At 72.3% G+C, this 17,518-nt stretch carries 17 protein-coding genes; 11 read left to right on the top strand and 6 right to left on the bottom strand.

The features are described from left to right. Positions 1-14: 14 nt before the first annotated feature. Complete coding sequence (locus Q8X39_RS17110; protein ID WP_305750900.1) at positions 15-1,391, bottom strand: DEAD/DEAH box helicase; 1,377 nt, start codon at positions 1,389-1,391, stop codon at positions 15-17. Positions 1,392-1,625: 234 nt separating this feature from the next. Between Q8X39_RS17110 and Q8X39_RS17105 the strand changes: the two genes are divergently transcribed. Both Q8X39_RS17105 and Q8X39_RS17100 read left to right on the top strand, forming a co-directional pair. Beyond that, entirely contained in the window at positions 1,626-2,000 is a 375-nt protein-coding gene (locus tag Q8X39_RS17105) for a hypothetical protein (RefSeq protein WP_305750899.1), read from the top strand. 64 nt (positions 2,001-2,064) lie between these two features. After that, positions 2,065-2,802, top strand: a complete 738-nt coding sequence (locus Q8X39_RS17100; RefSeq protein ID WP_305750898.1) for a GntR family transcriptional regulator — start codon at positions 2,065-2,067, stop codon at positions 2,800-2,802. A 38-nt stretch (positions 2,803-2,840) separates the two neighbouring features. On the opposite strand, the gene Q8X39_RS17095 is transcribed toward Q8X39_RS17100, so the two are convergent. After that, the gene (locus tag Q8X39_RS17095) at positions 2,841-4,280 is read right to left on the bottom strand and encodes an amidase (RefSeq protein WP_305750897.1); all 1,440 of its coding nucleotides are present in this window, start codon (positions 4,278-4,280) and stop codon (positions 2,841-2,843) included. Positions 4,281-4,507: 227 nt separating this feature from the next. Between Q8X39_RS17095 and Q8X39_RS17090 the strand changes: the two genes are divergently transcribed. From Q8X39_RS17090 to Q8X39_RS17065, 6 genes are all read left to right on the top strand, one after another. Then, positions 4,508-5,611, top strand: coding sequence for an ABC transporter ATP-binding protein (locus Q8X39_RS17090; RefSeq protein WP_305750896.1), 1,104 nt, complete (start codon positions 4,508-4,510; stop codon positions 5,609-5,611). Positions 5,612-5,680: 69 nt separating this feature from the next. Continuing rightward, complete coding sequence (locus Q8X39_RS17085; protein WP_305750895.1) at positions 5,681-6,721, top strand: ABC transporter substrate-binding protein; 1,041 nt, start codon at positions 5,681-5,683, stop codon at positions 6,719-6,721. Positions 6,722-6,911: 190 nt separating this feature from the next. Further along, positions 6,912-7,790 (top strand): ABC transporter permease, encoded by an 879-nt coding sequence (locus Q8X39_RS17080; protein WP_305750894.1) that lies wholly within the window; start codon positions 6,912-6,914, stop codon positions 7,788-7,790. Positions 7,791-7,812: 22 nt separating this feature from the next. Beyond that, the gene (locus Q8X39_RS17075) at positions 7,813-8,625 is read left to right on the top strand and encodes an ABC transporter permease (RefSeq protein ID WP_305750893.1); all 813 of its coding nucleotides are present in this window, start codon (positions 7,813-7,815) and stop codon (positions 8,623-8,625) included. 13 nt (positions 8,626-8,638) lie between these two features. Next, the gene (hydA, locus tag Q8X39_RS17070; RefSeq protein WP_305751005.1) at positions 8,639-10,063 is read left to right on the top strand and encodes a dihydropyrimidinase; all 1,425 of its coding nucleotides are present in this window, start codon (positions 8,639-8,641) and stop codon (positions 10,061-10,063) included. A 16-nt stretch (positions 10,064-10,079) separates the two neighbouring features. Further along, complete coding sequence (locus Q8X39_RS17065) at positions 10,080-10,880, top strand: aspartate/glutamate racemase family protein (RefSeq protein WP_305750892.1); 801 nt, start codon at positions 10,080-10,082, stop codon at positions 10,878-10,880. Here Q8X39_RS17065 and Q8X39_RS17060 read toward each other — a convergent pair. After that, complete coding sequence (locus tag Q8X39_RS17060) at positions 10,860-11,246, bottom strand: hydroxyisourate hydrolase (RefSeq protein WP_305750891.1); 387 nt, start codon at positions 11,244-11,246, stop codon at positions 10,860-10,862. The genes Q8X39_RS17065 and Q8X39_RS17060 overlap by 21 nt on opposite strands. A 50-nt stretch (positions 11,247-11,296) precedes the next feature. Here Q8X39_RS17060 and Q8X39_RS17055 point away from each other — a divergent pair, with 50 nt between their 5' ends. Both Q8X39_RS17055 and Q8X39_RS17050 read left to right on the top strand, forming a co-directional pair. Beyond that, positions 11,297-12,544 (top strand): MFS transporter, encoded by a 1,248-nt coding sequence (locus Q8X39_RS17055; protein WP_305750890.1) that lies wholly within the window; start codon positions 11,297-11,299, stop codon positions 12,542-12,544. Beyond that, entirely contained in the window at positions 12,541-13,287 is a 747-nt protein-coding gene (locus Q8X39_RS17050) for a maleate cis-trans isomerase family protein (protein WP_305750889.1), read from the top strand. The genes Q8X39_RS17055 and Q8X39_RS17050 overlap by 4 nt, the downstream gene beginning before the upstream one ends. 18 nt (positions 13,288-13,305) lie before the next feature. Here the strand turns inward: Q8X39_RS17050 and Q8X39_RS17045 are convergent, their stop codons facing one another. After that, the gene (locus tag Q8X39_RS17045; RefSeq protein WP_305750888.1) at positions 13,306-14,181 is read right to left on the bottom strand and encodes an NUDIX hydrolase; all 876 of its coding nucleotides are present in this window, start codon (positions 14,179-14,181) and stop codon (positions 13,306-13,308) included. 161 nt (positions 14,182-14,342) lie between these two features. Between Q8X39_RS17045 and alaC the strand changes: the two genes are divergently transcribed. Then, positions 14,343-15,575, top strand: a complete 1,233-nt coding sequence (alaC, locus tag Q8X39_RS17040; RefSeq protein ID WP_305750887.1) for an alanine transaminase — start codon at positions 14,343-14,345, stop codon at positions 15,573-15,575. Between the two features lie 9 nt (positions 15,576-15,584). Here the strand turns inward: alaC and Q8X39_RS17035 are convergent, their stop codons facing one another. Further along, positions 15,585-16,238 carry a hypothetical protein gene (locus Q8X39_RS17035; RefSeq protein ID WP_305750886.1) on the bottom strand — a complete coding sequence of 218 codons (654 nt, stop codon included), beginning with the start codon at positions 16,236-16,238 and terminating at the stop codon, positions 15,585-15,587. A gap of 117 nt (positions 16,239-16,355) precedes the next feature. Next, positions 16,356-17,408 carry a dihydroorotase gene (pyrC, locus tag Q8X39_RS17030; RefSeq protein ID WP_305750885.1) on the bottom strand — a complete coding sequence of 351 codons (1,053 nt, stop codon included), beginning with the start codon at positions 17,406-17,408 and terminating at the stop codon, positions 16,356-16,358. Positions 17,409-17,518: the final 110 nt, after the last annotated feature.

Genomic DNA, 17,518 nt, shown 5'->3' with positions numbered 1-17,518 from the left:
GCGAACGGCCCTGATCAGCGTCGCGGCGGCCGCGGCCCGGACCCGCCGGCTGCGGCCGCTGTGGCCGCCGCGCGCAGCTTGTCCTTCTTGCTCGGCCGGCGGCCCTTGATGCCGCCGTTGCCGTCGACCGGCGGCGGGGGCGCGACCTCGGTCGGCTCGTAGCCGGGCAGCACCTCGCGCGGCACGCGCTGCTGCTGGCGTTTCTCGATCACGCGGAAGTGGGCCTCGCCGGCCGGCGTCACGAAGCTGATGGCGGTGCCCGCCGTGCCGCCCCGGCCGGTCCGGCCGATGCGGTGGACATGGTCGGCCGCTGCGCGCGGCAGGTCGTAGTTGACGACCAGTGGCAGGCCGGCGATGTCCAGGCCGCGCGCCGCGAGATCGGTCGTGACCAGCACCCGCAGCCGCTTGAGCCGGAAGTCGGCCAGCACCGCGTCGCGTGCGCCCTGGCTCATCTCGCCGTGCAGGGGTGCGGCGTGCAGGCCTTCCAGGCTCAGCTTGTGAGCCACCCGCTCGGTGGCCATGCGGGTGCCGACGAAGACCAGCACCGCGTCCCATTCCGGGTGGTCGGTCAGCAGCCGGCGCAGCGCGCCGGTGCGGCGGGTGGTGTCGACCACGATGGCGCGCTGCTGGATGTCCGGGTGCGGCAGCGCGACCGCGGCGGGCTCTGCGGCGGCTCTTGCGGTGGCGGCATCGTCGCCGCCATCGGCGCCCAGGGTCGCAGCCGGCTCGATGCCGCTCAGGTCGATCGTCAGCGGGCGCTGCAGCAGGGCATCGGCCAGGCCGCGCACCGCCTGGTCCAGCGTGGCCGAGAACAGCAGCTGCTGCAGCGTGCGGCCATCGGCGCGGGCGCGCAGCGGCGGCAGGCGGCTGCGGATCGCGGCCCATTCCTCGGCGAAGCCCAGGTCGAGCAGCCGGTCGGCCTCGTCGAGCACCAGCGTGCTCAGGGCCTGCAGCCGCAGGCCGTTGTGGTCGAGCAGGTCGAGCAGCCGGCCGGGCGTGGCCACCACCACCTCGGCACCGCCGCGCAACGCCATCAGCTGCGGGTTGATCGACAGGCCGCCGATGGCGGTGACCACCTTGGGCGGCTCGGGCAGCCGGCGCGCCAGGTCTTCCAGCACGCCGCCGACCTGCTGCGCCAGCTCGCGCGTGGGCAGCAGCACCAGCGCCTGGGTGCGGCGCGGCCACGGCCGGCGGGAGATCTGCAGGCCCTGCAGCAGCGGCAGCGCATAGGCCAGCGTCTTGCCCGAGCCGGTCGGCGCGCGACACAGCAGGTCGTCGCCGCGCAGGACCGCCGGGATCGCCAGGGTCTGGACGGGGGTCGGGCTGCGCAGGCCCTGTTCGGACAGCGCATGCAGCAGTTCGGGCGCGAGGCCCAGCGAGGCGAAGGACATGGGGATTCCAGGGTGACCGCGGCGCGGCGTCTGGCGGCCGCTGACCGGAGCGCGATTGTGACGGGCAGGGGTGCTGGACGGGTGCTGGCGCCAGCCTCGTGCAGTTTTTCCGGATCCGGTCACCGGTCTTGGGGGCGGCCAGGTGGCGCCCAAAACCTAGGGTTTACACTGATCATGCTGCGTCGCAACATGAATGCGCCGCCTTCCTGTCACGTTCTCCACGAAGGAACCGCCATGTCTTCCAGGCACCTTGCCGCTGCCACGCTGTTCGCCGCCATCTCCGCCACCGCGCTGCTGGCCATGGCCAGCGCCCCAGCCGAAGCCGCGCTGCCCTTCAGCCACCCGGCCACCGCCGCGCGGGTCGATGCCGCGCCGGCCGTGATCGCCGAAGTGCAGGCCCGTGATGCCGCCCCGCACCTGGTCGGCCACCCGGCCAGCCCGCGCTGGGCCGTGCAACACGCGAACGCCGAGCACCCGGCCATCCAGGCCCGCGCACGGCTGGCCGCCGGCGGCTCGACCGTCGACGCTAACACCTTCCTGGTCCAGCCGCCGGCCAGCGTGGTCTGGACCCCCGCCCCGGCGCCGGTCATCAGCACCGCCGCGCGCTGACCGACGGCGCCGCGCATCCCGTGCGGATGCGCGCCGGCATGGCGTTTGCTCAAATGCACCCGCCATGTCCCTGCCCCCCCTCGCCGGCCGTCCGCGCCGGGCCGCTGCCGCCGCGTCCAAGGACGACATCCACGCGCGGATCTACACCGCGATCGTCGAACACCGCCTGCTGCCCGGCACCAAGCTGACCGAGGAGCGCGTGGCCGAGCTGTTCCACGTCAGCCGCACCCAGGTGCGCGGCGTGCTGCAGCGGCTGGCGGTGGAGCAGCTGGTCACGCTGATCCCCAACCGCGGTGCCTTCGTCACCACCCCCAGCGCCGCCGAGGCGCTGGACGTGCTGGAGGTGCGCCGCACGCTCGAACCGGGCATCGTCCGGCGCCTGCTGCGCCGGCTGGCGCTGGGCCAGGCGCGCGACGCGGTGCGGCGCCTGCGCGCGCTGGTCGAGCGCGAGCACCAGGCCCACGCCCGCGGCGACCGGCGCGCTGCCGTGCGGCTGTCCGGCGAGTTCCACGTGCTGCTGGCCGAGCTGAGCGGCAGCGGCATCTCGCACCGCATGATGCGGGAGCTGACGCCGCTGACCTGCCTGGCCATCCTGAGCTTCGAGGCCCCGACCGCGGCGGCCTGCCCGAACGACGAGCACACCCGCCTGATCGACGCGATCGAGGCCGGCGACGCCGAGCGCGCCTGCCACCTGATGGACCACCACCTCGCCCACATCGCGCAGGCGCTCGGCCTGCTGGCCGACGACGGCCCCGAGCCCGTGCCGGACGACGACGACCTGGCGACGGTGCTGCTGGGCTGATCCAGCCGGCTCAGGCCGCCTTCCTCAGGCCGCCTTCCTCAGACCGTCATCCACGGCGCGACCGGCTGCGGCCCCAGCACCTGTTCGGCCTGCCAGGCCAGCCGCAGCACGAGGTCGTCACGGAAGCGCGGTGCGGCGATCTGCAGGCCCACCGGCAGGCCTTGCCGGCCCAGGCCGCAGGGCAGCGACAGCGCCGGCAGCCCGGCGTAGTTGAACCACGGCGTGTAGGCCGCATGGCCACGCGGCCCGGCCGGCTGGCCGCCGATGGTGGCCGGGCCGAGCAGGCCGACCGGCCAGGCCTCGACCGGCGAGACCGGGCACAGCAGCGCGTCGTGCCGCGCGAACAGGGCCTCGAAGCGGTGGTGGATCTGCTCGCGCAGGCGCAGCACCTCGGCAATGCGGGTGCCGCTCAGCGCCAGTCCCAGCTCGATCTGCGCGCCGATGTCGGGGTCGAACAGCTCGGGCTCGCGTCGCCAGCGCTCGCCGTGCAGCTGCGCCAGGCCGGCCTGCTGCAGGGCGATCAGCGGGTATTCGCGGGCCGACTCGGGCCAGGCCGGATCGGCCCGCTCGATCTGCCAGCCCGCCTGGCGCAGGCGTTCGATCGCGGCCTCCAGCGCGGCCAGCACGTCCGCATCGATCGGGTAGCCGCAGCCCAGGCCGGGCGACCAGGCCAGCCGCAGCGGCGGCAGCGGGTCCTTCAGCGCGCGCATCAGCTCGCTGCGCCCGAAGGCGGGGCAAGACAGCGGGTCGGCCGGCGACCAGGCGCTCAGCAGGTCCAGCATCCAGGCGACGTCCTCGACGTCGCGGCCGAGCTGGCCGATCACCGACAGCAGGTGGTTCGGGTCGTCGAAGCCCTGCGGGTTGGGCACCCGGCCGAGCGTGGGCTTCATGCCGACCAGGCCGGTGTGGGCGGCCGGGCGGCGCGTCGACCCGCCCGCATCGGTGGCCAGGGCCAGCGCGCCGATGCCCGAGGCCAGCGCGGCGACCGCGCCGCCGGACGATCCGCCCGGCGTGCGCGTCAGGTCCCAGGGGTTGCGGGTGACGCCGTGCAGCGGCGTCGCGGTGATGCCCTTGCAGGCGAACTCCGAGCAGGCCGTCAGCCCCAGCGCGACCGCGCCGAGTTCACGCAGCCGCGCCACGCACCAGCTGTCCTGCAGCGCGATGAAGTCGGCGTACACCCTGGAGCCGAAGGTGGCCGGCCGGCCGCCGATCCAGAGGTTGTCCTTGACCGTGAAGGGCACGCCCGCCAGCGGCAGGTCGGCCCCGGCGGCCAGCCGGGCGTCGACCGCGCGGGCCTCGGCCAGCACGAGGTCCGGCTCATGGTCGACGAAGGCGTTGAGCTGCGGCTGCAGCGCGGCGATGCGCGCGCACTGCGCCTGCGCGATCGCCTCGGCGCTGAGCCGGCCGGCCCGCACGGCGGCGGCCAGCGCACGGGCCGGCCAGCGGTGCAGCGGCAGCGTCGGATCGGGGAAGGTCATGGCATGGGCTCCAGGTCGGCGCGGGGTGCACCAAGGCGGGTCCGCTTTTGTATCCAGATCGGTGCGGCAACTGGAGGCCGGCCGATCGCCCGCCGATCGGTGAGGACCCGCTTGCAAGTCCGATTCCAAGCGGCATCCGCGAGGGTGAATGGGCGGAAACGGGGTCTTCAAGATTGGATACAAAACGAATCCGGACGCCTGGCACGGCGGTTGCAAAACAGGCTGCCATGAGCGCCACCCATCCCGGTCAGCCCCTGACCCTCGACGACATCGTTCACCGCTACGGCTCGACGCTGGCGGTGGACCACGTGACCCTGGAAGTGCAGGCCGGCGAGCTGGTCGCGCTGCTGGGGCCGAGCGGCTGCGGCAAGACCACGCTGCTGCGCATCGTGGCCGGCTTCATCGCGCAGACCAGCGGCAAGGTGGTGGTCGGCGAGCGCCGCATCGACGACCTGCCGCCGAACCGGCGCGACGTCGGCATCGTGTTCCAGAACTACGCGCTGTTCCCGCACATGAGCGTGGCCGAGAACGTCGGCTACGGCCTGGCCGCACGCGGCACCGACAAGGCCGCCGCTCGCCAGCGCGTGGCCGACATGCTGGAGCTGGTGCAGATGGGCCACCTGGCGCAGCGCCAGACCCGCGAGCTGTCGGGCGGCCAGCAGCAGCGCGTCGCGCTGGCGCGGGCGCTGGCCATCGAGCCGCGCGTGCTGCTGCTCGACGAGCCCTTCTCGGCGCTCGACAAGAGCCTGCGCCTGGACATGCAGATCGAGATCAAGCGCATCCAGCGCAGTGCCGGCACGACCACGCTGATCGTCACGCACGACCAGGAGGAGGCGCTGGGCATGGCCGACCGCGTCGCCGTGCTGAGCCACGGCAAGCTCGAACAGTTCGATGCGCCCGAGACCGTCTACGACCGCCCGGCGACCTTCTTCGTCAACCAGTTCGTCGGCAGCGCCAACGTGCTGTCCGGCCGGCTCGAAGGCATCGACGGCGAACGCGCCTGGGTCCGCCTGGACGACGGCGGCGCGCTCTGGCAGGCCCGGGCGCCGCGCAGCCCACTGGCCGCCGGCAGCGCGGTGATCGCCTGCGTGCGGCCCGAAAACCTGCGGCTGGACGCGGCCTCGCCGGACGACCCGGCCACGCTGGGCGCGCACGTCGAGCTGGGCATGGCGCTGGGTGCGACGCTGGTGCACGAGCTGCGCACCGGCAGCGGCCGGCCGATCAAGCTGAGCGAGCCACGCAGCCCCGGCTCCCAGGCGCGCGCCGCCGCCACGCCGGTGCGGGTGCGGCCGGTCGCGCCCGAGGCCGTCAGCCTGTTCGCCGCGCCCTGATCTCTCGCTGGCTCATGGACTGAGCCACCTGTTCGCCCGACCCTCAACTTCCACGTCACAGGACCTGCCATGACCCTCGACCGCCGCTCGCTGCTCGGCTCCGCGCTGACCCTCAGCGCGATGACGCTGTTCCCGCAACTGACCCGTGCGCAGGCCCGCAAGCTGGTCTTCGCCACCTTCACCGGCAGCTGGGAGGAAGCCCACCGCGACGTGCTGGTGCCGGCCTTCCGCAAGTCCGGCAACGAGGTGCTGCTCGACCCGATGCTGTCGGTCGACCAGATCGCCAAGGTCACCGCCGCGCGCAACAACCCGCCCATCGACGTGATGCTGCACGATCCGGGTCCGGCGCTGACCGCCATCGCGCAGGACCTGGTCGAGCCCTTCCCGGTCGCCCAGAGCAAGCACTACGGCGACCTGATCACCGAGGCGCAGGACCCGCACGGCCCGGCGATGTTCTTCCAGGTCGTCGGCCTGACCTACAACCCCGAGAAGATCAAGACGCCGCCGACCTCCTGGGCCGACCTGTGGAAGCCCGAGTACAAGGGCCGCGTCGGCATCACCAACATGAACTCGACGCTGGGCACTGGCTTCATGGTCGAACTCGCGCGCATGCACGGCGGCAACGAGTCGAACATCGAGCCGGCGTTCAGGAAGATCAGCGAACTCAAGCCCAGCCTGGCGGCCGTGGCGGCCAACCCGGGTGCCCTGGCCGCGCTCTACCAGCAGGGCCAGATCGACATCAGCCCGGGCAACTTCAACGCCATCCAGATCCTCAAGGCACGCGGCGTGCCGGTCGAGTTCGTGGCGCCGAAGGAAGGTGCCATCGCCTTCAAGACCAGCGTGCACATCGTCAAGAACTCGCCCAACAAGGCCCTGGCCGCGCTGCTGATCGACACCGCGCTGTCGCCCGAGGTGCAGACCCGCCTGATGCAGTCGCCCTACCTCGTCGTGCCCACGCACGGCAAGGTGAAGATGGAAGGCGAGATCGCCAAGGTGCTGGCCCGCGACCAGGCCGAGATGAAGAAGAAGTTCGTGTTCCAGGACTGGAAGAAGATCAACGAGCAGCGCCCGGCGTGGATCGATCGCTTCAACAAAGAAATCAAACTTTGATGTCAGCCCCCACGTCGCTGCGCTCCTGCCCCCCGAGGGGGCGCGCAGCCGCCTTGGGGCGGCCCGGCGCCGGCTGCGTCGTTGTGGCCCCCACGTCGCTGCGCTCCTGCCCCCCGAGGGGGCGCGCAGCCGCCTTGGGGCGGCCCGGCGCCGGCTGCGTCCGCGTTGATCCACCACGAGCCTTCGCGCGATGACGACCCTCACCCTGCACTCGCCTCCCCGCTCGGCCCCGGTCACCACGACCAGCCTGTGGTTCGCCACGCCGCTGGCCGGGTTCTTCCTGCTGTTCTTCGCCGCGCCGCTGCTGATGCTGGTGCTGATCGCGCTGTACAACGACACCAGCCTGGGCAGCATGGGCGCGGCGCAGTTCGTGCGGGTGGCAAGCGACGACTTCACGCTGCCGGTGCTGGCCGACACGCTGTGGCTGGGCGTGCAGGTGACCGCCCTGTGCCTGCTGCTGGGCTATGCGCTGGCGTGGACCCATGTGCGCAGCCCCGCCTGGCTGCAGCAGCTGCTGATGCTGCTGATCGTGATGCCGCTGCTGACCAGCGTGGTGGTGCGGACCTTCGCCTGGGTCGTGATCCTGGGCCGGCAGGGCATCGTCAACACGGCGCTCGTGGACCTCGGCTGGATCGAGGGTCCGCTCAAGCTGCTCTACACCCGCGGCGGCCTGGTGGTGGCGCTGGCCAACGTGCAGCTGCCGCTGATGGTGCTGCCGCTGATCACCGCGCTGCAGAAGCTCGACCCCAACCTGGAACAGGCCTCGGCCGCGCTGGGCGCCAGCGCCTGGCGCACCTTCGGGCTGATCACGCTGCCGCTGTCGCTGCCGGGCATCGTGGCCGGTGCGCTGCTGACCTTCGCGGCCTCGGTGACGGCCTTCATCTCGCAGTCGCTGATCGGCGGCGGGCAGATGCTGTTCATGCCGATGTACATCTACCAGCAGGCCTCGTCGCTGCAGAACTGGCCGTTCGCCGCCGCGCTGTCGCTGGTCTTCCTGGTCGCGGTGCTGGGCTGCGTCAGCGTGCTCAACCTGCTGGGCCGCGCCAGCCGCGGTCGCGCGACGACCTGAGCCTCACCCGGAGCCGCACCCCATGTCCGCACGTCGCCATGACCTCTCGACGATCACGCTGCATGGCCTGCTCGGCGGCCTCGCGCTGCTGGCCGCAGCGCTGCTGCTCGCGCCCACGCTGGTGGTGGTGATCGTGTCCTTCTCCGACGGCTACTCGCTGAAGTTCCCGCCGCCGGCCTACTCGCTGCGCTGGTACACCGCCCTGGTCGATGCCTGGCAGCTGCAGTACGCGGCCATGAACAGCCTGAAGGTCGCGCTGGCGGCGACCGCGCTGTCGGTGCTGCTGGGCGTGTCGGCCGCGCTGGCCATCGCCCGGTCCGAACATGCGATGGCCCGCGTGCTCGACAGCTTCTTCATGTCGCCGCTGGTGCTGCCGGCGCTGGCCTTCGGGCTGGCCGCGCTGATCTACTTCTCGCGCATCGGCGTGGGCCTGTCGCTGGCCACGCTGGTGATCGGCCACACCGTCGTCGGCGTGCCCTACGTGATCCGCACCACCGTGGCGGCGCTGGCGCAGCTGCCCTCGGTGCTGCTGGAAAGCTCGGCCAGCCTGGGCGCCGGACGGCTCTACACCTTCCGCCGCGTGACGCTGCCGCTGATCGCCCCAGGCATCGCCGCCGGGGCCTTCATCACCTTCATGTCCTCGTTCGACAACGTGCCGGTGTCGCTGTTCCTGCGCGATGCGCAGACCGACATGCTGCCCATCCGCATGTGGCAGGACCTGGAAAGCAAGCTCGACGTGAGCATCGCCGCCGTCGCCAGCCTGATGGTCTTCGCCACGCTGATCCTGATGGTGACGATGGAAAAGCTGACCGGCATCAGCCGCCGGATCCGCTGAACGGAACATGCCCATGACGACCGACTTCGACCTCGTGCTGCGCCGGGCCCGCGTGGCCACCGCCAGCGATGTCTTCGATGCCGACATCGGCATCCGCGACGGCCGGATCGCCATGCTCGGCCACGGCCTCGGGCCGGGCCGGCAGGAGATCGACGCGGCCGGTCGCGTCGTCACGCCCGGCGGCGTCGACGGCCATTGCCACCTCGACCAGCCGATGACGCCGCCGGTGCGCATGGCCGACGACTTCGACACCGGCACGCGCAGCGCCGCCTGCGGTGGCACGACCACCGTCATCCCCTTCGCCGCGCAGGTCAAGGGCGAGTCGCTGCAGGCCGCCGTGGACGACTACCACCGCCGCGCCAAAGGCCGCGCCCATGTCGACTACGCCTTCCACCTGATCGTCAGCGACCCGACGCCCACCGTGCTGGAGGTCGAACTGCCGGCGCTGATCGCGGCCGGCTACAGCTCCTTCAAGCTGTACATGACCTACGACGACCTGAAGCTCGACGACGGCCAGATCCTGGACGTGCTGGCGGTGGCCCGCGAGCACGGCGCGATGGCGATGGTCCATGCCGAGAACGCCGACTGCATCGAGTGGCTGACCCAGCGCCTCGAAGCCGCCGGCCGCACCGCGCCGCGCTACCACGCCCATGCCCGGCCGATGCTGGTCGAGCGCGAGGCCACCCACCGCGCGATGGCGCTGGCCGAGCTGGTCGACGTGCCCATCCTGATCGTGCACGTCTCCGGCCGCGAGGCGGTCGAGCAGATCCGCTGGGGCCGCGCGCATGGCCTGCAGGTCCATGCCGAGACCTGCCCGCAGTACCTGTTCCTGAGCGCCGAGGACCTCGGCATCGACGACAGCTACCAGGGCGCGCGCTGCGTCTGCAGCCCGCCGCCCCGCGACGCCAGCAACCAGCAGGTGATCTGGAACGGCCTGGCCGACGGGCTGTTCACGGTCTTCTCGTCCGACCACGCGCCCTTCAACTTCGACAGCCCCGAGGGCAAGAAGCCGGGCGGCGAGGAGGTGCCCTTCCGCCACATCCCCAACGGCATTCCGGGCATCGAGACGCGCCTGCCGCTGCTGTACTCCGAAGGCGTGCTGGGCGGGCGCATCACGCTCAACCGCTTCGTCGAGCTGACCTCGACCAACCCGGCCAAGGCCTACGGCCTGCACCCGCGCAAGGGCACCATCGCGATCGGCAGCGACGCCGACCTGGTGGTGTGGGACGAGCGCACCTTCACGCTCGACAACACGATGCTGCACCACGCGGTCGACCACACGCCCTATGCCGGCCGCACGCTGCGGGCCTGGCCGAGCCTCACGCTCAGCCGCGGCGAGGTGGTCTGGGACGGCCAGGTCTTCCACGGCCGCGCCGGCCGCGGCCAGTTCCTGCGCGGTGGCGAGCCGACGCTGGCGCCACGTCGCCGCACGGCCTGACGCCGGCCGGATCGCCATGCGCCTGCTCGTCATCAACCCCAACATCTCGACCGGCGTGACCGCGCTGATCGAGGCCGAGGCCCGTCGCAGCGCCGAGCCCGGCACCGCGCTGACCCTGCGCACGGCGCCCTTCGGCGTGGCCTACATCGAGACCCGTTTCGAGGCCCTGATCGGCGCCTATGCCGCCGCGCAACTGGCCGCCGAGGACCATGCCGGCCATGACGCGGTGATCGTCGCCGCCTTCGGCGACCCGGGCGTCGCGGCGCTGCGCGAGGTCCTGCCGGTGCCCGTCATCGGCCTCACCGAATCGGCGCTCTCGACCGCGCTGCTGCTGGGTCGGCGGGTCTCGGTGATCGCGATCTCGCAGCGCATCCAGGCCTGGTACCGCGAGGTCATCCGCGACCTGGGCCAGCTCGACCGGCTGGCCAGCATCCGCGCGCTGGACCAGGCGCTGGGCCGCATCGACCGGGTCGGCGACGCGCATGCCGACGTGCTGCTGGCGCTGTGCGAACGGGCGGTGCACGAGGACGGCGCCGAGGTGCTGATCCTGGCCGGCGCGCCGCTGGCCGGGCTGTCGCGCCAGCTCGAAGGCCGCCTGCCGGTGCCGGTGGTCGATGGCGTGTCCTGCGCCGTCCGGCAGGCCCAGTCGCTGGTGCGCCAGCGGCCCGGCCCGGCCCTGGCCGGTGGCGGTGCACCGCCGCCGCTCAAGCCGAATGCCGGCCTGCCCGACGCGATGGCCCGGCTGCTGGCCGACGGCGCGGCGAGAACTCAGGCGGCGACCCGCTCCGGTGATCGCTCAGACACCTCGGAACAATGAGTAGCCCCACGGCGTGAACTTGAAGGGCAGGTGCACATGCTGAGCCACCTCGGTCAGGCGGAAGCGGAAGGGCACCACGTCCAGGAAGGGGCTGGCCTCGGGACCGACCGCCTCGCGCAGGTGCGCGCCGACGTGGAAGCGGGCCTCGTAGATGCCTGGCACGATGCCCTCGCCGCGCACGCAGGGGTGGTCGAGCTGGCCGTTCGGGCCCACGGCGCCATCGGCGATGCAGCGCGGCGCGGCGGCAGCTGGATCGGCCGCCGACAGCAGCCACAGCTCGGCGCGCAGGCCTTGGGCAGGCACGCCGCGGGCGACGTCGACGGCATGCAGCGAGATCCCGCCAGCGGGCGTCAGGGTCGTGTTCATCGGGGTTCTCCTCGGTTCGGGGCTGGTGTGCGGGACCGGATGGTGCCGGCATGAGCCCGATGCAGGAAGCGCGCCCGCGTGGCGCAGCCGCACCGGTCGGCCTGCCCGCGACGCTGCTGACGATGACGGCGCTGCAGGCGGTCGTCGCGCTGGGCCTGTTCGCGCTGGCCACGCTGGCACCGCAGATGGGCCTGTCGGTCGAGCGGCTCGGGCGGCTGAACCTGCTGCTGTTCGGCGTCGGTGCGATGGCCGCCTTCGCGGCCGGGGCGCTGCTGCAGCGGCTGGGCGGCTGGGCCTTGGCCGCCGCCTGTGCCGGCTCGGTCGCGGTCGGCCTGGCGGCGCTCGCGCTCGGCGGCGAACGCGCCGCGCTGTTCGCGGTGCTGTGCATTGGCCTGGCCTTCGGGCCGGAGACGCCGGCCAGCGCCGCGCTGCTCAGCCCGGCCACGCGCCACCTGAGTCCGGCCCGGCGCGCCCGCATCTACGCGTGGCGGCAGACCGGCAACCAGCTCGGTGCCATCGCCGGTTCGCTGAGCCTGCCGGCGCTGTGGCTGCTGGATGCGCGCCTGCCCTTCGTGGCCGGCACGCTGCTGGCAGCGGGCGTGGCGCTGGCCTGTGTCGTGCTGGGCCGTCGTCCTCAGGCCGTCGATGCGGGTGTGGTTCAAGCGGTGAGCCAGGCTGGCGCGGTGGACGGACCGCCCTGGTTCAGCGCGCCGGTGCAGGCGCTGGCACTGGCCACGCTGGCGCTGTCGGCCCTGCAGATGAGCCTGAACGTCTTCCTGCTCAGCCATGCGGTGACGCACTGGGCGCTGGCGCCTGCGGCCGCTGCCGGCTGGGTCGCGCTGCTGCAGGCCGGTGGCCTGGCCGGGCGACTGGGCTGGGGCTGGCTGGTGCCGGCGCATGGCCGCTCGGCCGGGCTGATCGCGGCGATCGGCTTGCTCGCATCGGCCTGCGGAGCCGTGCTGATCGGCCTTCCCGGCCTGTCGTCCGCGCAGCCGCTGGTCTTTGGCGGGCTGATGCTGGTGCTGGGCGCGAGCGCGAGTGGCTGGAACGGCCTGCTGGTCGCCGAGGTCGCGCGACTGGCCGGACCGGCCCGAGTCGGCCGCTGGGCCGGCCGCCTGCTGGGCCATGGCTACCTGGGCCTGACGGCCGCGCCGCTGCTGTTCAGCACCGCCGGTTCAGCCAGCACGCCGGTCTATGCGGCGCTGCTCGCGGCGGTCGCGCTGGCCTGCGCGCTGCTGCTCGCGGTGGCCATGTTCTCCGCTTCCTCGACCCACGCCCGACAGGCCCTGCCGCCATGAGCCCCCACCCCGCCTCCAGCCCGTACCGCCGCATCCGGCTGGGCATCCTCACGCCCTCGTCTAACACCGCGCTGGAGCCGCTGACCAGCGCGATGGTGGCCACGCTGCCGGGCGTGACGGCGCACTTCTCGCGCTTTCGCGTCACCCGGATCGGCCTGAGTGCCGGGGCGCTGGGCCAGTTCGATCCGGCCCCCATCCTGGCGGCGGCCGAGCTGCTGGCCGATGCGCAGGTCGACGCGATCGGCTGGAGCGGCACGGCGGCCGGCTGGCGCGGCTTCGACACCGATGTCGAGCTGTGCGCGCGCATCGAGGCCGCCACCGGCATCCGCGCCACCACCTCGATCCTGGCGCTCAACGAGCGCTTGCTGGCAGACGGTGTGCGCCGGCTCGCGCTGGTCACGCCCTACACCGCCGACGTGCAGGCCCGCATCGTCGCGAACTATCGCAGCCTGGGCATCGAGACGGTGGCCGAGCGCCACCTCGGCATCGCCGACAACTTCAGCTTCGCCGAGGTCAGCTGCGCGCAGCTCGATGCGCTGGTCGACGAGGTCTGCGCGGCCCGGCCCGATGCGGTCGTGCCCTATTGCACCAACCTGGTGTCGACCGACCGGGCCGCCGGCTGGGAGCGCCGCCACGGCTGCACGGTCTACGACACCACCACGACGGTGGTGTGGAAGATGCTCGCGATGCTCGGCGGCCCGCAGCCGCCGGCTGCCGACTGGGGGCGCTGGCTCAGCGACTGAGCCTGTGGCGGCGCCGTCTCAGGCGACGGTGATCGCGTCGATCTGGCGCGTCAGCGCGATCGCTTCGGTCGCCTCGATCAGGCCGTGGCGCAGCGCGAAGTCCAGCGTGACCAGCGCCGCGTCGACCGTCATCTCGATGCCGGCGGCGCGCTCCAGCGCCTCGGCCACCGGCAGGCACAGGAACTCGCCGACCTCGCCGTCCTGGTTGACCGGCACCTCCCCGGGCGCAAGCCGCAGCTCGTGGCTGTGCAGCCACTCGACCTGCAGGCCCTCGGGGATGTCGCAGCGCAGGTGCATGACGCGGCCGGGCACGGCCGCGCGCATGCGCTCGGGTGCCAGGCCGGCCTCTTCCCAGCCTTCGCGCACGAGGGTCTCGAAGGGGCTCTGCGGCCAGGGCACGCCCCCGCCGACGAGGTTGTCGAGCTTGCCCGGGTCGACCGCCTTGCTGAGCGCCCGGCGCGCGATCCACAGGTGCGTGATCGGCCCGTGTTCATCGGCCACGTAGCCGGTCGCGTGGGCGCCCAGCGTGCTGCTGCCCCAGAAGCGCGCGGCGGCCCGTTCGATGATGGCCAGCGGCGGCAGGCCCGGTCGCTCGAACACCGCATAGGGCTCGCCACGCCAGGCGCGGATCAGGCCGGCATCGCGCAAGGCCTCGTTGACGGCCTGCAGCGTGGCGTCGCGGGCCTCGCGCGGCAGGTCCATCGCGACGCCCTCGGTGGCCGACAGGCGCCAGCCTTCGTGCCGCGGCAGCAGGTCGCCGATGGCCTGCACATGGTCCCGCCGCACGCTGCCGGCCAGCGCGCCGCCGATGGTGAAGGGCAGTCGGCGCGTCTCGTCATGGGCCTGCGCGGCCGGCAGGCAGGGCCAGCGCGCGGGCCAGGTGGTCGGGATCATGGGCGGGTCTCCGGGCGTGGGTTGGGCTTCGAGCGGTCGATTCTGGCGTGGCAATCCCGCCACTGGCGCGTCGCCGAGGTCGTCGCTTAGCATCCGGCCCGGCCGTGCCACACGGCCACGTCGCTCGGACGGTTCCGGGCGCTCACGTGAAAGTCATCGTCATGTCTTCCTCTCCGGTTGCCAGTTCTGGCAAGCGCCGTTTCGCGCGCATCGACCGCCTGCCCCCCTACGTCTTCAACATCACGGCCGAGCTCAAGCTCGCGGCGCGCCGTCGTGGCGAGGACATCATCGACCTCAGCATGGGCAACCCCGATGGCGCCACGCCGGCCCACATCGTGGCCAAGCTGTGCGAGGTCGCGCAGCGGCCCGACACGCACGGTTATTCGGCCAGCAAGGGCATCCCGCGCCTGCGCCGCGCCATCAGCCACTGGTACCAGGACCGCTACGGCGTGGCCATCGATGCCGACAAGGAGGCCATCGTCACGATCGGCTCCAAGGAAGGCCTGGCCCACCTGATGCTGGCCACGCTGGACCGCGGCGACACCGTGCTGGTGCCCGATCCGAGCTACCCCATCCACATCTACGGCGCGGTGATCGCCGGGGCGGACATCCGCTCGGTGCCGATCACGCCGGGCGACGTCGACGGCGCGCAGTTCTTCGCCGAACTGGAGCGGGCCATCCGCGGCAGCTACCCCAAGCCCAAGATGATCGTGCTGGGCTTTCCGAGCAACCCGACGGCGCAGTGTGTCGAGCTGGGCTTCTTCGAGCGCGTGGTCGCGCTGGCCCGCAAGCACGACATCCTGGTCGTGCACGACCTGGCCTATGCCGACATCGTGTTCGACGGCTGGCAGGCGCCGAGCATCATGCAGGTGCCGGGCGCGAAGGACGTCGCGGTCGAGTTCTTCACGCTCAGCAAGAGCTACAACATGGCCGGCTGGCGCATCGGCTTCATGGTCGGCAACCCGGACCTGGTGCACGCGCTGGCGCGCATCAAGAGCTACCACGACTACGGCAGCTTCACGCCGGTGCAGGTCGCCGCCATCGCCGCGCTGGAAGGCGAGCAGCAATGCGTCAAGGACATCGCCGCGACCTACCAGAAGCGCCGCGACGTGCTGGCCCGGGGCCTGAATGAAGCGGGCTGGGCGGTCGAGAGCCCGAAGGCCTCGATGTACATCTGGGCCCCGATCCCGCCGCGTTACGCGCACCTCGGCTCGCTCGAGTTCTCGCGCCTGCTGCTCGAACGCGCCAAGGTCTGCGTCAGCCCCGGCATCGGCTTCGGCGACCACGGCGACGGCCACGTGCGCTTCGCCCTGATCGAGAACGAAAGCCGCATCCGCCAGGCGGTGCGCGGCATCAAGGCCATGCTCAAGGCGGACGCTGGCGCGCCCGCCTGAACAGCCGCGTCAATTCACGGCAAAGCAATAGAACAAGCCGCCGCCGCCGGTCGAGTTGAACGCAGGGATCGTGCATCCGCGCGTCGGGTGCGAGGTGCTCCAGCTCAGCATCGGCGGCGAGGTGTTCAGGCCCTGGCGGTCGTGGTGGCCGACGATCGCCGCGCCGACCTCGGGCGAGGTCCAGTTGCCGCAGGTGTGCGCGGCGGCGGTGCCGTCCGGGTTGGACCCGGTCAGGATGTCGTGCAGGTTGGGCGTGTCGCCGCGGCCGTTCACGACCTGCCCCTTCTCGGTCAGGGCGGTCTGCTTGTTGAGGTTGTTGGTGCCGTGCAACTCGGCCACGCTGTTGGCCACGACGACGCCCTGGGCGTTTTGCCACGGGCCCTTGCCGATGCGGTCACGCGCGTTGATCAGCGCGATGCCGTCGGCGGTCGAGGTGCTCAGGTAGGCGCGCCAGGTCTTGTGGCCCGCGCCGGCCTCGGTGGCCAGCTTCTGGCAGTAGGCGTCGGCACCGGCCAGCCCGCCCAGGTCGCCGCCCTTGCCGGGGTTGGCGCTGGTGATGAAGAAGCTCATCGGGCTGGACGACGGCATCGGCGTGCTGCAGGCCGTCAGGGCGGCCAGGGCGACGGCGGTGCCGGCCAGGCGCAGGGAAGTCGTACGGTTCATGCGAGGCTCCTCTTTGTGGCGTGCGAAATCTCACGTTTCACACGGAGGAGGCAGCCTAACCGGCTCCTTCAGACTTGCCAAGAAACCGAAGCGAATTCTCGTGCCGGTGTCCCGACATCAGGCCGTCACCAGGCGCCAGTCCAGTGTCTCGCCGCCGCGCAGTGGCTTGAGCGTGGCGTCGCCGAAGGCGAGGGTTTCGGGCAGCTGCCAGGGCTCGCGCCGCAGCGTCACCGTGCCGGCGTTGCGCGGCAGGCCGTAGAAGGCAGGGCCGTGGAAGCTGGCGAAGGCTTCCAGGCGGCCCAGCGCGCCGGCGGCCTCGAAGGCCTGGGCATACAGCTCCAGCGCGCTCAGCGCCGTGTAGCAGCCGGCGCAGGCGGCGGCGTGTTCCTTCAGGTGGGCCGGGTGCGGTGCGCTGTCGGTGCCGAGGAAGAACTTGGCGCTGCCGGAGGTCGCCGCACGCACCAGCGCCTCGCGGTGGCGCTCGCGCTTGAGCACCGGCAGGCAGTAGTGGTGCGGGCGCAGGCCGCCGGTGAAGATGGCGTTGCGGTTGTAGAGCAGGTGGTGGGCGGTCAGGGTGGCGGCGGTCAGCGCGTCGGCACCGGCGACGTACTCGGCCGCCTCCTGGGTCGTGATGTGCTCGAAGACGATCTTCAGGCCGGGGAAGTCGCGCCGCAGCGGCTGCATCACCTGGTCGATGAAGACGGCCTCGCGGTCGAAGATGTCGACGGCCGGATCGGTGACTTCGCCATGCACCAGCAGGGGCAGGCCCTCGCGCTGCATCGCCTCCAGCGTCGCGTGGGTCTTGCGGATGTCGGACACGCCAGCGTCGCTGTTGGTGGTCGCGCCGGCCGGGTAGAGCTTGAGCGCGACGATGCCGGCGGCCTTGGCACGGGCGATCTCGTCGGGCGGCGTGTTGTCGGTCAGGTAGAGCGTCATCAGCGGCGTGAAGTCCACGCCGGCCGGCACCGCAGCGGCGATGCGCTCGCGGTAGGCCAGCGCCTGCGCGGTGGTGGTCACCGGCGGGCGCAGGTTGGGCATGATGATCGCGCGGCCGAACTGGCGCGCGGTGTCGGGCACGACCGCCTGCAGCGCGGCGCCATCGCGCACGTGCAGGTGCCAGTCGTCTGGGCGGGTGATCGTGAGGGTCTGGGGGGCGGTGGTCGTGCTCATGGCGCGATTTTCACCGCCCGCCGCCCTCGGGGGTCAATGACTCAGGATCTTGGACAGGAAGTCCTTGGCGCGTGGCGAGCGGGCGTCCGGGTTGCCGAAGAACTCGTCGC

Source organism: Leptothrix discophora (assembly GCF_030705305.1).
GTDB classification, from domain to species: Bacteria; Pseudomonadota; Gammaproteobacteria; order Burkholderiales; family Burkholderiaceae_C; genus Sphaerotilus; species Sphaerotilus discophorus.
This window is presented reverse-complemented; position numbering and strand designations above follow the sequence as displayed.